The sequence below is a fragment of the Bradyrhizobium sp. STM 3809 genome, assembly GCF_000239795.1.
Lineage (GTDB): Bacteria > Pseudomonadota > Alphaproteobacteria > Rhizobiales > Xanthobacteraceae > Bradyrhizobium.
In genome coordinates this window covers 1-14608 of record NZ_CAFJ01000288.1, presented here as the reverse complement: position 1 = coordinate 14608, position 14608 = coordinate 1, and the positions used below count along the sequence as shown (strand labels likewise).

Below are 14608 nucleotides of genomic sequence, written 5' to 3'. Positions count from 1 at the left end.
CAACAACGCCAATCTGTTCGATCCCACCCAGACATCGGCCGACCTCATCACCAAGCTGTCGAAGCTCCCGCTCGCGGCCCAGCCGGGCACGACGTGGGACTACAGCATGTCGACGGATGTGCTCGGCCGCATCGTCGAGGTGGTCTCCGGCCAGCGGCTCGATCAGTTCATCGCCGAGCGCATCAGCAAGCCGCTGGCGCTCACCGACACCGGCTTCACCGTCGGCGAGGCCAAGGCCGCGCGCATCGCCGAACCGCAGGTCGATCCCGCAACCGGCAAGCGGCCGCCGATGGCCGACGTGACCAAGCAGCCGAACTGGATGTCCGGGGGCGGCGGCATGGTGTCGACGGCCGCCGACTATGCGGAGTTCGCGCAGATGCTGCTCAACCATGGCGAATGGAGCGGCAAGCACCTGCTGGCGTCGAAGACCGTCGCGTTCATGACGTCGGATCATCTGCCGCCCGGCATCGCCTTCAGCCCGGTCACGCTGCTGGGCTTCCATCCGCAGGCCACCGCGCCCACGCCCGAGGATGGCCAGAGCTTCGGCTTGGGCTTCGCGGTTCGAACCCAGTCCGGGCGCAATCCTCTGCCGGGATCGGTCGGCGAGTTCTATTGGGTCGGTCTCTACGGCACCGCGTTCTGGGTGGACCCGGAGGAGAAGCTCGTCGCCGTGCTGATGATGCAAGTGCCGCCGCCGCAGGCGCCGCGCTATCGCTCGCTGCTGCGCAACCTCGTCTACCAGGCGCTGATCGAGTAGGAGCGGCCTGTGGACCGCGAGCTCGATGATCGACGGGAGGACGTTCGCCGGACTCTCCATCAGCAACATGCTTACAGTCGATGTGCAGCCTCGACCTCCGCGCTTAACCCTCATGGTGAGGAGCGCCGCTCGCGGCGCGTCTCGAACCATGAGGCCCCGATACGGGCCTCGCCCTTCGAGACGCCCGCCTGCGGCGGGCTCCTCAGGGTGAGGAGTGACGATCTTTCCGTCTGCTGAAGTCCCTGACTGATTGCTATGACTGACAGACTCAGAGAGCGCCTTTCGGAAACAACCTCATGGCTGTTCTGGCCGCTCTAATCCTTGAGAGCGTCCAGCAGCCGTTCCCCGACGAGATCGGCAATCTCCTGTTCGTGGCCCGGGTGTGCGCCGAACACATATTGTTGTCCGAGGAGCTGGGTTTGCTTCTCGACGTTCCAGATCCATAGCGTGACTTTGTGACGGCCGTCGCTGAGGACCGTGGCATTGCCGACCAGCACGATATCCAGGCGCCGATCGCGCAGCTGACCGAAGGCCGGCAGGAGAATATCCGGCCGATCCGGGCTCGCCATCGGGACCGGCTCTTCGACGACGCGGAGGGACGGGAGGGCCTGGAAGCGCGCACGTAGCGCGATCGGCAGACGGGTCGCGTCCTCCTTTGCCTCGGGGGTCAGCGCGCGCAGCTCGGGCACCGCGATCACACGTTCGCCGTCGGCGCAGGCAGGTCGCGCCATGATCGTGAGCAGAGCCGCGACGGAAAATGCGACAATGTCAAAGACGCGACGAAGATGTCGAAGCTTACTGGTCTGCATGGCGACTTGATTCCTCATCGTAATCTACGCCCGAGCAATCGGCCGCTTTTGCGACGTGCGCGCTGCCCATCACACAATCTTTGATGGATTGCGGTCTTCCGATACCATATCCTGAATGTCGCTCATCGGAGACATTCGACATGGCGCGTCTCAAGACTGGCCTCTGGTTGTTCTCGGCGCTGCTGGTAGCCCGGCTGTTCACCGGCGCAGCCTTCGCCGAGGACACGGGCCTCGCCGGCTTCCCCCAACCCGATTGGGCGACCGCCACGCCTGAAGAAGAAGGCATGGATTCCGCCGCGCTGGCGAAGCTCGTCGCGATGGGCAAGGCGATGCGGTTCGACAGCCTGCTGATCACGCGTCATGGCCGGATCGTGCTCGATGCCTCCTACGCGCCCTACAGCGCTGATCAACTGCACATCGTCAACTCCTCGACCAAGGCGGTGGTCGCGACGTTGATCGCGATGCTGCTCAAGGACGGGACGCTCGACAGCCTCGATCATCCGGTGCTGGACCTCTTCAAGGATCGCAAGATCGACAATGTCGACGCGCGCAAGCAGGCGCTCACCGTGCAGCACCTGCTCAACATGACCGCCGGCTTCGACTGGGACGAGGGTTACAATGGCGGCGCCGAGACATCCCTCTACGAGATGGGACGCAGCCCGGACTGGGTGCAGTACATCCTCGACCGGCCGATGGCGCATGCGCCGGGCGAGACGTTCTACTACAACAGCGGCAACTCGCATCTGCTCTCCGCGATCGTCACCAAGCTCACCGGCAAGAGCGCCGATGACTTCGCGAAGGAGAGATTGTTCGGGCCGCTGGGCATCACCGAGCACGCCTGGTTCAAGGACGCACAAGGCATTTCCAGCGGCGGCTTCGGGCTGGCGCTGAAGCCGCGCGACATGGCGAAGATCGGCTACCTCTATCTGCGGGGCGGCCGCTGGGGCGCGCAGCCATTGCTGCCGCCCGACTGGATCGAGGCCGTCAACCACGCCACCGTCAGCATGAACGCGACGTTCGATCCCGGCCTGCGCTACGCCGACCAGTTCTGGGCGCTGCCGGACGCCAACGTCTTCATGGCGGTCGGCTATCATTGCCAGGTGATCATGGTGCAACCCGGCCGCGACATCGTGGCTGTGATGACCGCGCGCGACTTCTGTCCGTTCCGCAAGGTCGCCAACGCCATTGCCGGCACCGTCACATCCGACAGCGGTCTGCCGGCGGCGCCGGATGCGGCGGCCGCGCTCGCCGAGGCCGTCCGCGCGGCGGCGACGGAAGCGCGAGGCCCGGTCGGGGCCGTGCCGGACATCGCGGCGGCGATCTCGGGCAGGACCTACAGCTTTCCGCCCGGTCCGCTCGGCATCAACACGATCAAGCTCGACCTGATTGGAGCCGACCCGCAGGTCACCTGGGACATCCCGTCGCGAGACCGCTCCGGCGGCACGGTGCATCTGCAGAGTCCGATCGGCCTCGACGGCCTCTATCGCAAGACCGCGCCGCCCAACCCGTGGCAACCCTTCGTCTACCGCGCGATGAAGGGCAGCTGGGTCGACGCCACGACCTTCGCCATCGACGTGCAGTTCATCGGCCAGGGCGAGGAGCGCAACTGGCGGCTCAGCTTCGACGGCGACAAGGTGACGTTCCGGACCAAGGGCCGCTACGGCAAGGACGTCGCGGTCGAGGGCCGGGCTGAGACCTCAGTCCAATTAGGTTTCAGGCGCTGACAGCGTGCGTCATGGCATGTTCCGCGGCATGATCAATCCATGTTGTCGTGAGAACCCCGCCGCGGGGCTCGCGTTGGTCTCTCGTAAGCAAGCCGGTCTGCGACCGGCTGGAAACGCGAGGAACCGATCATGTCCACCTCGACCCAGACCAGGGGCGGCCCTCTCCAGAAAAGGGGCAGCCGATGAGCAATAAGCATCCGAAGATGCCGCGCCCGAGCAATGTCGATCTCGTGCGCAATCCGCTGATCGGCGGCTCCAAGGGCGTCACGATGGCGCAGGCGAGCCTCGATGACCTCGCGGAGATCGAAGGCGCCAACACCATCGAAGGCGACGTCGAGAACGACACCAATGCGCAGGGCGGCATCGACAAGGCCGAGGTGATGGATCGCCGGCGCGGGCCGCCGCAACATGATCGCGACCAGCCGCCGCGGCACAAGGAGCTGCAGGGCCGCAAGACGCATGAGCAGCAGCTGCGCATGCTCGAACGCAAGCCGGACCATCCGGATGCCGATCAGCTCGCGCGCGAGATCGAGCGCGATCAGGCTCGCAGCCGCGTGGCCGATGCCAGGCCGAGCAACGCCGAAGGCGCGTCCGCGGCGCGCATCAAGGCCAAGGGCGACGGCGGCGGCGCGATGACCGACCTGCAGGAGGATCTGGTCGGCGACAACATGGTGCTGTCGAACCGCGACAAGACCGGAAGCTCGCGCGAGCGCGGCCAGGACGGCCGCTGGATCGAGACCGAGCAGTATCAGGATCACAATGACAACAAGGGCCGCGGCTGAGCGCCGCGGCCGGACGGCGTAGGGGGGGCAAAGGCGCGCCGTGATGCGAGTCTTGTGCGCCGCTGTCGCGCGCGGCGTGCCCACCATCATGAGGCCGACTCGATCCGCAATGGTGGGCACGGCGCGCGTGACAGCGCGGACTGATCAGCGGCACCGAGGCGCGCCTTTGCCCACCCTACATATCTTTGTCGGCGTCCTACGCCTTGGCCGGCGCTGCGCCGCGGGCGCGGCGGATGGCGCTGGCGGCGATGATGATGTGCAACAGCAGCGACAGGCCGAAGCCGAGCGCATGCTGGGCCGCCGTGGCCGGGATGGTGAGCGCCGTGGCGAGGCCGAGCGGAATGAACAGGACGATGCCGGTGACGAGGCCAGGATTGTAGCCGCGGAAGCGCAGCGCCGGGCCGATGTGGCCGGCCGCGTTGACCAGCATCAGATAGGGCGCGACCAGCGCCCAGCCGGGTCCGGCGATCCAGGCGACGTAGAGCGCGGCAAGGTCGATGCCCCACACCGCGCCGCAATTGACCCAGAGCACGTCGCCGGTCGTCAGCGCTTCGCGGCCGCCGAACATCACGCGGTTGACGAAGCTGCGGAAGCGGTCGCCGGTGTGCTCCTCGACCTGGTGGATCATGTAGCCCGGCGAATGCAGGAAGATCAGCAGCAGGGCGAGCGGCCAGTCGGCCGCCAACAACGGCGCCAGCGCCAGCAGCGCCGCCGCCATGAACACGGCGCCGGCCACCCAGTGTCGGGCAAGGAGATCGATCATGGCCCCTTGATGCGCGAATCGAGCGGCGTTGCCAAGCCGGGTTCCCCCGGTGAGACGGATGCGCCCTGGCGTCGCGCATCTCCGATCGCGCGATGGAACTCGGGACGCGCGTGCTGGTGCCGTTGCAGCCGCAGACGCGGTCCTTCGGACTAATGAGCCTTCCGCTCGTTCTCGGCCAGCCGCCGCGCGAGCTTCTCGAGGCTCTCATCGGTCGGCGGCAGCGCCTGAAACTCGCGGATCGCCTGTGACAGCTCCTGATCGGACATCGGGTGCGCGGGCTGGCGCAGCCGCCCCTCCGCCAGTGCGGCCGCGATGGTCTCAAGATGGGCGTCCGAGCCGCCGAGCCATCGGCGGAGCCGGGAGAGGAACGCGATGTGGGGCACGGCTGTTCTCCCGATGCGGCGACCGGCACTTCTGCATCCGCATCCTCTGACACCGACTTTAGTCGGACGCGCGGGCTCCGTCGTCTCATTTGATACGAGCTGAGCAGCAGCGGGCGCGATTTGCATGGATGCCGACAAGATCGTCATCAACAAGCTCAAGGAACATTCGCGGCTGTCGGCCGACGACGTCGCCGAGATCAGGGGCTTCGCCTTCGCGCCGCGCGAGCTGACCGACCAGGAGGACCTGATCCGCCAGGGCGACGAGCCGGACAAATCGGTGGTCGTGATGTCGGGCTGGGTCGCGCGCTATCATCTGCTGCCGGGCGGCGGACGCCAGTATCTGTCGTTCCACATGGCCGGCGACTGGCCGGATGCGCAGGCGCTGTTCCTCGACCGCATGGACCACGCCGTCTGCGCGATCGGCCCGGCGCTGGTGGCGGGCGTCGCCCACAAGGAGCTGACGCGCGCGATCAGCCGGCGCCCGATGCTCGGATTTGCGATCTGGCGCGAGACCCTGATCGATGCGTCGATCTTCCGCGAGGCGATCACCAACAACAGCGCGCGGGCCAAGCCGGCGCGGATGGCGCATCTGTTCTGCGAGCTGTTCTATCGCGCCCGTGCGCTTGGGCATGTCGACGGCGATGAGCTGCTGCTGCCGGTCAGTCTGGTGCAGCTCGGCGAGACCCTGGGCATGGCGATCGCGACGGTGAACCGCACCCTGGTCGAGCTGCGCGCCAGCCGCGCGGTCGATTTCCGCAGCGGCACGCTGTCGGTGCACAATTGGCAGCGGCTGTGCGCGATCGGCGAGTTCGATCCAGGCTATCTGCACCTGAAGCGGCAGCCGCGCTGAAGCGCGCTGCTCAGATGCACAGGTTGATCAGCTTGATGTTGAGGTGGCAGTCCTTGCCGGCGGAAGGCTTGGCGCCCCAGCGCGTCTGCGACGTCGCCTCGGTCCTGCCGTCGGCCTTGACGTCCGTCTTGATATCCGTCTTGCCGCCGCTCTTCTGCGCCACGACCGCCTTGCCCTTGCTCTTCGGAGCGGGCTTCGGCTTGTCGGCCTCGTAGTCGCCGGCGATCACCATCGCCCAATAGGTGCGCTTGCCGCTGGCGGTCTTCGCGCTGGCGATGCCGACCCTGGTGGCCTTGGGCAGCAGCAGGTTCTTGCGATGGCCGGCCGAGTTGATCCATTGGCCGAGCGTCTTGTCGAAGCTGTCGTAGCCATAGGCGATGTTCTCGGCGGCGCGGCCGGCCTGCGACGGCGCGACACGGCGCGTGAACGGCCCCAGCACCTCATGGCTGAGATCGTCCTTCTCGGCCATCGCCCGCGCCTGCTCCATGGCGATGCGGTCGAGCGTGGCGTCGCGGGTCACGCGGCCCTCGCCGTTCTTGAGGCGGAACGCCGAGATCTGCCCCGCCGGCGAGGAGTCCTGCGCCAGCGCCGGAGCCGACAGCGCCATCAGGGCCGCGGCCAGCGCCGCGCCGATGAAACGAAGCGCCTTCATCTACTCGACCACCACGAGCGGATGGACGTCGATCGCCGGCTCCTCGTAAGGGTGAGCGGCGCGGATCGCCGTCAGCACCGGCTTCAGCCGGTCCTCGGCGCAGACGGTCTCGATGCGGTCCTCCGCGACCGCCTCCAGGCGGCCCCCCGCACCAATGGCCGGATTGGCGCCGGCGAGCGGACGGAAGCGGCCGGTGCCGGTCATGGTAAACGAGCAGTGATAATAGTTGCCGATCCGCCCGGCGCCGGCCTCGCCCATCGCGTTGCGAACCGCCTCGGCATCGGCCGTGGGGACATAGACGACGATCTTGTAGGTCTGCATGCGCCTGTGCACCTGCTGGATGATCACACGCGCGTTACCATCGCGCTGCAACTGGCGCAATTTTCACCGGCTCACACCCGGTCACAATCGCGCCAGCGCGGGCGCATCCGGCCGATGACCAGCCATTCCGAAACGCGTCTTGTGCATCGCAGCAACTCCGATACAGATCGCGGTCAGGACCCGCCCCCTGCATCACGGAAGATCAGCGCCTTGACCGACACCAGTGCCGACAGCCTCGAGATCGTCCGCCACAAGCCGATGGCCTTCGCCGAGTTCGTCATCGTGATCGCGGCGATCATGGCGCTGAACCCGCTGGCCATGGACATGATGCTGCCGGCGCTGCCGGACATTGGCTCGGCGTTCCATATCGGCACCGCCAACCGGGTGCAGATGGTGCTGTCGGCCTTCGTGATCGGCTTCGGCGTCGGCCAGTTCGCGATCGGCCCGCTGTCGGACAGCTTCGGCCGCCGGCCCGTGCTGCTCGGCGGCATGGTGCTCTACGTCATCGCCAGCCTGCTGGCGCTCGCCGCACCGTCGTTCGAGACGCTGCTGCTGGCGCGCGTGCTCGAGGGTCTCGGCACTGCCGCGACGCGCGTAATCGCGACCTCGATCGTGCGCGACTGCTATGCCGGCCGCCGCATGGCGAGCGTGGTGTCGCTGGCGATGATGGTGTTCATCGCCGTCCCCGTGGTCGCGCCGGCCTTCGGCCAGGCGGTGATGCTGCTGACGCAGTGGCGCGGCATCTTCGTCGTGCTGACCGTCTATGGCGTCATCGCGCTGCTGTGGACCGTGTTCCGCCTGCCGGAGACGCTGCCGGAGAACGAGCGCAAGCCGTTCAACGTGACGGCGATCAGCGCCGCGTTCCGCGCCACGCTGACCAACCGTCAGACGCTCGGCTACGCGCTCGCCGCCAGCGGCATGTTCGGCGCGGTGCTGGCCTATGTGCTGTCGTCGCAGCAGCTGTTCACCGGCGTCTATCATCTCGGCCACTACTTCCCGCTGGCCTTCGCGGCGATCTCCGCCACCATCGCGGTTGCCGGCTTCCTCAATGCCCGGCTGGTCGGCCGGCTCGGCATGCGCAAGATCTCGCACAGCGCGCTGGTCGGCTGCGTCGCCGTCGCGCTCGCCTGCTTCACGGCGGCGTCGCTCGGCGCGCTGCCGCTGTGGCTGTTCATGGTGCTGTCGGCGGCGATGATGTTCTCGTTCGGCCTGATGTTCGCGAACTTCACCGCGCTCGCGATGGAGCCGCAGCGCGCCAATGCCGGCACGGCGTCGTCGCTCTACGGCTCGATCACCACGCTGCTCGGCATGGCCGCCGGCGCCGTGGTCGGCCAGGCCTTCGACGGCACGCCGCTGCCGTTCGCCACCGGCTTCCTCGCCTGCACCGCGACCGCGCTGGTGCTCGTGCTGGTCACCGAGAAGGGCCGGCTGTTCCACGGCCATGGCAAGCCGGTCTGATCGATCGCTCGGAGCATGATCCTTTCGGACAACAGGTTCCCGGCTTTCCGGATCATGCTCTAGATGCACGGCCCCTGCCCGCGCTGCGGGCACAGCTTGAGCACGCTCGACAGCGACAGCAAGAGCCGCGCGCCGCGGGTGGAATTGTCGGGCGCGCGATAGCCGAGCGGGACGGCGACGCCGAGATCGGCGCGCCAGTCGTTCGGGAAGGTGAAGCGCACGCCGCCGCCGACCGAGGTCAGCGCCACGCCGTCGGACGGCCGGAAGCCATAGTTCCAGGCGAGCCCGGCATCGAAGAAGCTGTAGAGCTGATAGCTCTTGAGATAGGCCCAGTCCGGCTTCTGCTCGAAGCGCACCTCGACCGTGCCGGCGACGCCGTTGTCGCCGCTGATCTCGGCGCTGCCATAGCCGCGGCCATAGGACAGGCCGCCGAGATAGAACTGCTGTGAATTGTACAGCGGACCCGAGGCGAGCTGGCCGGCGGCGGCGAGCTTCAGCGACCACGCATCCGACAGCGTTTGGTAGCGCGCGAACCAGCCATTGACGACGGAGAAGCTCGGCGAGGCGCCGTCCCGCGAGGAGATGGAGTCGCTGGCCGGCGTGGCGCCGAGCGCGTTGAGGCCCTGGCGATAGGCCAAGGTCAGATAGTTGTCGCCGCCGACATCGTCCTTCCAGCGATAGTCTCCGGTGAAGGTCAAGGTCCGGATGCGGTCGCGATACCAGATGCCGAACAGGTCGCGCTCGGTCACGTCGCTGAAGCCGGCCGCGATCGTCAGGTTGAGCGAGCTGCGCTGCGATTGGATCGGCGCGAAGCCGCCGCGCAGCTCGACCGTCTCGGTCACCGTGTTGTCGTTGACCAGGCGCCTGGCGTCGCCCGGCCGCACCTCGCTGTACAGCGCCGAGGCGCCGACATGAAAGCCGTCGGTGCCGATCGGCACGTCGTAGGACAGCCGCCCGAAGGCGAGCTGGCGCGGGTCGCCGGGCGTCGTCGACAGGTTGGCGGTCAGCGTATCGCCCGGCAGCAGATAGGAGTTGAACGCGGCGGTGGCGTAGCTCTGCCACGGGCCGACGGTGGACGAGCCGAAATTGTCGACGCCGGCAAAACCGTAGACGTGCCAGGTCTTGAGCTCGAGCACGAGGCGAAAGCGGCCGGTGGTGCCACCGATCTCCTCCAGCGTGGAATCGACGAGGCGCACGCCCCCGCGGCTGTTGACCAGCATCAGCTGCCGTTCGAGCGTGGCCAGCCGGGACGGCTGCTCGGCGAGCACCGGACCGAACAGCGGGCGGATGCCGAACTCCTCCGCGCCATCGCCCTTGAGGCTCACCTCGGTGATGCTGCCCTCGATGACCTGGATCCGCACCCGGCCGTCGCCGATGTCCTGGGCCGGAACGATCGCGCGGCTGAGATGAAAACCCGCGGCGCGATACTGATCACCGATCGCGGTGGCGATGGCGGCGAGATCGGCCTGCGAGACCGGCTTTCCGATATAGGGTTGATAGACCGTTGCGAGCTGATCGGCGGGCAGCGCGGCGGCGCCAGTCAGCGTGACGCCGCGCAGGATGAACAAAGTCTTACGATCGCCGCCGCCACGCTGGGTCTCGAATTGCGGCGCGCGCGGCCGCGGCGGGGCCGGCTGGCCGAGCCGAGACTGCTCGTCGAAAAATCTCTCGGTCTGACGCGGATCGAAGCTCGGCTGGCTGACCTGCTGCGCGTGGGCGGCGCTTGCCAGCGAGATCACGGCGAGGCAAACGGAGGTGGCGGACGCGGTTCCCAGATAAGCGCGCGGCGCCGGCCGGGCCGCCACCCTGGCGCGCCGACCCGCAGTACTCTCAGTTCCGTGGACACAACCAGCACGCATGCCTCGTTTTTAGTTTGTTAAGGTCAACGAAGCGTAAATGCGTGCGCGAAACACCGCTGCAACTCCTAAGGGTCTCTTGAAACATTTGGATTAGTTTCGAACGTCGCCAACGACGCGAGTTCATGCCATGTCATCCAAGCGTTTCCTGATTCTGGGACTGATCGCGTGCCTCCTGGGCGCAGCGTCCGCCTCTTACGCAGCCGACGGAGAGCCGTGGCTGGTGAGCAAATCCTCCGGCGAGGTCTGGGTCACGAGCCAGGGAGCCGCGCAGGTGTCGCTCGGTCGCGAGGAGGCGCTGAAGCCCGGCGACACGATCCGCACCGGTCCCAATGGACGCGTGCGGCTGACGCGCGGCGCCGAGACGATGGTGATCGCGCCGAACTCCGAGGTCGGCCTGCCCACCGCCGCCAGGGACGGCATGGCGACGACCATCCTGCAGCGCGCGGGCTCGATCCTGCTCGACGTCGAGAAGCGCAACGTGCAGCATTTCGAGGTCGAGACGCCCTATCTCGCCGCCGTGGTGAAGGGCACGCAGTTCAGCGTCACCATCACCGGCCGCAACACCAAGGTCGAGGTCAGCCGCGGCCAGGTCCAGGTCTCCGACTTCAAGACCGGACAGATCGCCCAGGTCATGCCCGGGCAGGCCGCGACCACGTTCAACACCGGCCGCTCCGGCCTCAAACTGACCGGCTCCGGCAGCTTCAGCCCGATCGAGCAGGGCCGCCCGCGCACGCCGACCATCGACCGCGTGCCGGTGCCGCGCGACGGCCTGCATGCGCCGCGCGAGGCCAAGGGCAGCGTGATCCACGCGCTCAACACCGCCGCCGGGCCGGTTCGCGCGGGCGCAGCCGCCCACTCGCCGCAGCGATCGGCTGCCACGTCCCTGCCGGGCCGGCCGATCGTGGTGCGGATCTCCAGCTCGATCGGCGAGGTCAATCTCAACATTCACAAGGCGACGCACGGTCTCGCGCACGGCACGAACGCAACGGCCGGCGGTGCCGGACGAAGCACCGCATGGACCGACACGCGGGGATCCAGCGGCAATACGACGGCCAGCAACGCATCCGGTGCATCGTCGGTCTCTGCCGCGGTGACCGCCGCAGTTGGTTCGCCCTCGGCGTCGGCCAGCAGTTCCGGCTCGAACGGCACGACCGTGAGCGCTGCGGTCTCGAACGGCAACGGCAACAACGGAAACGGCAACGGCAACAGCGGCAACAGCGGCAAGGGCAACAGCGACAACGACAATGGCAGCGGCCACGGTCGGGGTCATGCCTACGGCCACAACAAGGATTGAAGCGAGGCGTCCCGACTAGGGACGCCATCGTGAAGATTTGAAAGGAGCTGCGAGGGCGACGCAATACCCTGCAGTCGGGGACACGATGATGGATCAGGGAGCGCGGACAGGGGACCAGAAGCCGGTCCGCGAAGGTTCGGGAGGGGGCATGGTCAGGCGGTTCATGCCGCATGTACTGGTCGTGGTGGCGCTGCTCACCGTCGGCCTGTCGGGCTGCTACGAGCTGCTCGGCAATGCGCTCGTCGACCTGCGCTTCCGGCTGGACAAGCGTTTGGCCAGCGGCGACGTCGCGGTCGTGACGATCGATCCGCGCTCGATCGAGACCCTCGGCGTCTGGCCGTGGCCGCGCTCCGCCCATGCCCGCCTCTTGGACCAGTTGCAGCGCGCCGGCGTTCGCGACGTCGCCTTCGACGTGGACTTCAGCTCGCCGTCCGAACCCGCGGCAGACCGGGCCTTCCAGGACGCGCTGCGGAATGCGAAGAGCTCGGTCGTTCTGCCGGCGTTCAGGCAGCTCAATGCGACGCAGCACGGAACCGCCATTCACATCAACCGGCCGCTGCCGCAGTTCGAACAGCAGGCCTGGTCCGGCCTCGTGAACATTGAAGTGGCGCACGACGGCCGCGTCCGGCGCTACAGCTTCGGCGAATACTGCGAGTACGGTCATGACAAGACGTTCGTGCAGTCGTTCGGAGCCTTCCTGGCCGGCACCGACGCCGTCCGGGACGATCCCTTCCTGATCGACTACGGCATCGATCCGTCGTCATTGCCGAAAGTGTCGTATGTCGACGTCCTGAACGGCAACGCGACCGCTCTGGCCGCGCTCAAGGACAAGCGGGTGATCATCGGTGCGACGGCCATCGAACTGGGCGACTATTACAGCGTGCCGAACAGCCGTGTCCTGCCGGGCGTCGTGCTGCAGGCGATCGCGGCCGAATCGATCATCCAGCACCGCACGCTGCTCAAGACATCGACCGCTGCCACCCTGGGCGCCCTGTTGCTGATCATCGTGGCGATGCTGGCGAGCTGGCGGCGTTTCTCCGCGGCCCGCCGCGGCGTGCTGATCGTGCTGATCGGGATCGGCATTGAGGCGCTCGCGCTGGTGCTGCACGACCGCTACGCCCTGGTGCTCGACACGTCGCTGCTGCAGATCGCCCTTCTCACCTATCTCATTGCAACCGCGCTCGACGAGATCGACTTCCGCGGCCTGCTGCGCAATGTTGCCGAGAGCCGCTTCGAGCGGATCGCGATGTCGATCGGCGACGGCCTGGTCTGCACCGATCATGCGAAGCGGATCACGGTGTGGAATCCCGGCGCCGTCGCGATCTTCGGCTACAGCGCCGAAGAGATCATCGGCCAGCCTTTCGCGCGCCTGCGCGCCGAAGTCGACGGCGCGGCCCACGACTTGTTTCCGCAGGAGGAGGCGGCGCTGCCCGCAACCCTGCTGCCCGGCGGGGCCACGGTCGAATTCGACGGCCGCCGCAAGGACGGCGAGGTGTTTCCGGTCGAGGCGAGCGTCTCGGCCTGGCACGGTGCCGACGGCCTGCAATATGGCGTGATCCTGCGCGACATCTCGGTACGCAAGCGCGAGGCGGCGCGCATTCGTTATCTGGCCGAACACGACACATTGACCGGGCTGATCAACCGCAACACGCTGCAGACGGACCTCGCTTCGATGATCGAGGGGGCCGATGCCGCGTCGGACCAGATCGTGCTGCTGGTGATCGGCCTCGATGCGTTCCAGCACATCAACGACATGCTCGGCCACGCCTATGGCGACAGCGTCCTGCGCGCGGCGGCCGAGCGGCTCCGCGCCGAGATCGGAAAGATGGGCCGCGTGGCCCGGCTCAGCGGTGACGAGTTCGCCGTTGCGATTCCCTCCTCGGCCATCGGCGGCACCGTGGCTGAACTCGCCGAGCATCTCGCCCGGCTGTTCGACGCGCCGCTGGAGGCCGGCGGACGCCAGCAGCGCGTCAAGGTAAGCCTCGGCATCGCGGTTCACCCTGACAGCGGCCAGACGGCGGATGAGCTGCTCAGCAATGCGCATCTTGCGCTCTGTCGCGCCAAGACCGACGAGCGCGGCAGCCATGTCATCTTCGAGGCCGCGATCCGCTGCGAGCTCGAGCGGCGGCTCACGCTCGAGGCGGAGCTTGCACTCGCCGTCGAACGCCGCGAGTTCGAGCTGTTCTACCAGCCCCAGGTCGACCTCCTGAGCGGCCGCGTGATCGGCGCCGAGGCGCTGATCCGCTGGCGTCATCCGACGCGCGGCCTGGTGCCTCCTGGCGATTTCATTCCAGTCGTCAACACCTCGCCGCTGTCCGAGGCGGTCGCGACCTGGGTGATGGCGACGGCCTGCCGGCAGGCGAGGCAATGGCAGCTTGCCGGCCATGAGATCCGCATGGGCGTGAACCTGTCGCCGTCGCAATTCCAGGCGGGCGATCTCGCGGCCTTCGTCAGCAAGCTGCTCACCGTGACGGAGCTGTCGCCGGCGCTGCTCGAACTCGAAGTCACCGAGGACATTCTGCTGCACGACGAGCCCGGCGTGCTCCACACCTTCAACCGCCTGCAGGCACTGGGTGTCAGCCTCGTGTTCGACGATTTCGGCACCGGCTATGCGAGCCTCAGCTATCTCAAGAAGTTCCCGCTCGACGGCCTGAAGATCGATCGCTCTTTCGTCAGGGACGTCCTGACGCGCACCGATGACGCCGCCATCGTCGGCTCGACGGTGAGCCTCAGCAGGCAACTCGGCCTCTCGGTGATCGCCGAAGGCATCGAGAACCAGGCTACGGCCGAATTCCTGCTCCGGCTCGGCTGCGAGCAGGGCCAGGGCTATCATTTCGGCAAGCCGATGCCGGCCGCGGATTTCGAGCGGCGATTCCTGCAGGTGGGCGAGGAGACACGCCAGGCCGGCGCGGCGTGAGGCTCAGATCTCTTGCTGAAAGCTAATGGACGTCACCGG

The 14608-nt window shown here is 67.4% G+C and carries 13 protein-coding genes; 7 read left to right on the top strand and 6 right to left on the bottom strand.

Annotation, left to right across the window (positions count from 1 at the left end):
• Window positions 1–757: serine hydrolase domain-containing protein (locus BRAS3809_RS16400; RefSeq protein WP_035656468.1), on the top strand; the 757-nt coding region annotated here is incomplete at its 5' end.
• Window positions 758–1071: 314 nt separating this feature from the next.
• Here BRAS3809_RS16400 and BRAS3809_RS16395 read toward each other — a convergent pair.
• Entirely contained in the window at window positions 1072–1566 is a 495-nt protein-coding gene (locus BRAS3809_RS16395) for a hypothetical protein (protein WP_008963230.1), read from the bottom strand.
• A 140-nt stretch (window positions 1567–1706) separates the two neighbouring features.
• Here BRAS3809_RS16395 and BRAS3809_RS16390 point away from each other — a divergent pair, with 140 nt between their 5' ends.
• Together BRAS3809_RS16390 and BRAS3809_RS16385 are read left to right on the top strand one after the other, a co-directional pair.
• Window positions 1707–3290 (top strand): serine hydrolase domain-containing protein, encoded by a 1584-nt coding sequence (locus tag BRAS3809_RS16390; RefSeq protein ID WP_008963229.1) that lies wholly within the window; start codon window positions 1707–1709, stop codon window positions 3288–3290.
• Between the two features lie 182 nt (window positions 3291–3472).
• Window positions 3473–4072: a hypothetical protein gene (locus tag BRAS3809_RS16385; protein WP_008963228.1), complete on the top strand. Its 600-nt coding sequence runs from the start codon at window positions 3473–3475 to the stop codon at window positions 4070–4072.
• Between the two features lie 196 nt (window positions 4073–4268).
• Here BRAS3809_RS16385 and BRAS3809_RS16380 read toward each other — a convergent pair whose 3' ends face one another.
• Window positions 4269–4835 (bottom strand): HXXEE domain-containing protein, encoded by a 567-nt coding sequence (locus tag BRAS3809_RS16380; protein WP_008963227.1) that lies wholly within the window; start codon window positions 4833–4835, stop codon window positions 4269–4271.
• 149 nt (window positions 4836–4984) lie between these two features.
• Window positions 4985–5218 (bottom strand): hypothetical protein, encoded by a 234-nt coding sequence (locus BRAS3809_RS16375; RefSeq protein WP_008963226.1) that lies wholly within the window; start codon window positions 5216–5218, stop codon window positions 4985–4987.
• Window positions 5219–5342: 124 nt separating this feature from the next.
• On the opposite strand from BRAS3809_RS16375, the gene BRAS3809_RS16370 reads away from it, so the two are divergent.
• Window positions 5343–6068, top strand: coding sequence for a Crp/Fnr family transcriptional regulator (locus BRAS3809_RS16370; protein WP_008963225.1), 726 nt, complete (start codon window positions 5343–5345; stop codon window positions 6066–6068).
• A gap of 10 nt (window positions 6069–6078) precedes the next feature.
• Here BRAS3809_RS16370 and BRAS3809_RS16365 read toward each other — a convergent pair whose 3' ends face one another.
• Window positions 6079–6720, bottom strand: coding sequence for a CAP domain-containing protein (locus BRAS3809_RS16365; RefSeq protein WP_008963224.1), 642 nt, complete (start codon window positions 6718–6720; stop codon window positions 6079–6081).
• A complete protein-coding gene (locus BRAS3809_RS16360) occupies window positions 6721–7041 on the bottom strand; it encodes a YqfO family protein (protein WP_035656469.1) in 321 nt (106 codons plus the stop codon).
• Window positions 7042–7251: 210 nt separating this feature from the next.
• Here BRAS3809_RS16360 and BRAS3809_RS16355 point away from each other — a divergent pair, with 210 nt between their 5' ends.
• Window positions 7252–8499, top strand: coding sequence for a multidrug effflux MFS transporter (locus BRAS3809_RS16355; protein WP_008963222.1), 1248 nt, complete (start codon window positions 7252–7254; stop codon window positions 8497–8499).
• A 59-nt stretch (window positions 8500–8558) separates the two neighbouring features.
• Here BRAS3809_RS16355 and BRAS3809_RS16350 read toward each other — a convergent pair whose 3' ends face one another.
• The gene (locus tag BRAS3809_RS16350; RefSeq protein WP_240535692.1) at window positions 8559–10358 is read right to left on the bottom strand and encodes a ShlB/FhaC/HecB family hemolysin secretion/activation protein; all 1800 of its coding nucleotides are present in this window, start codon (window positions 10356–10358) and stop codon (window positions 8559–8561) included.
• A 127-nt stretch (window positions 10359–10485) separates the two neighbouring features.
• Between BRAS3809_RS16350 and BRAS3809_RS16345 the strand changes: the two genes are divergently transcribed.
• Both BRAS3809_RS16345 and BRAS3809_RS16340 read left to right on the top strand, forming a co-directional pair.
• Window positions 10486–11652: a FecR family protein gene (locus BRAS3809_RS16345; RefSeq protein WP_008963220.1), complete on the top strand. Its 1167-nt coding sequence runs from the start codon at window positions 10486–10488 to the stop codon at window positions 11650–11652.
• Window positions 11653–11800: 148 nt separating this feature from the next.
• A complete protein-coding gene (locus tag BRAS3809_RS16340) occupies window positions 11801–14569 on the top strand; it encodes an EAL domain-containing protein (protein WP_008963219.1) in 2769 nt (922 codons plus the stop codon).
• Window positions 14570–14608: the final 39 nt, after the last annotated feature.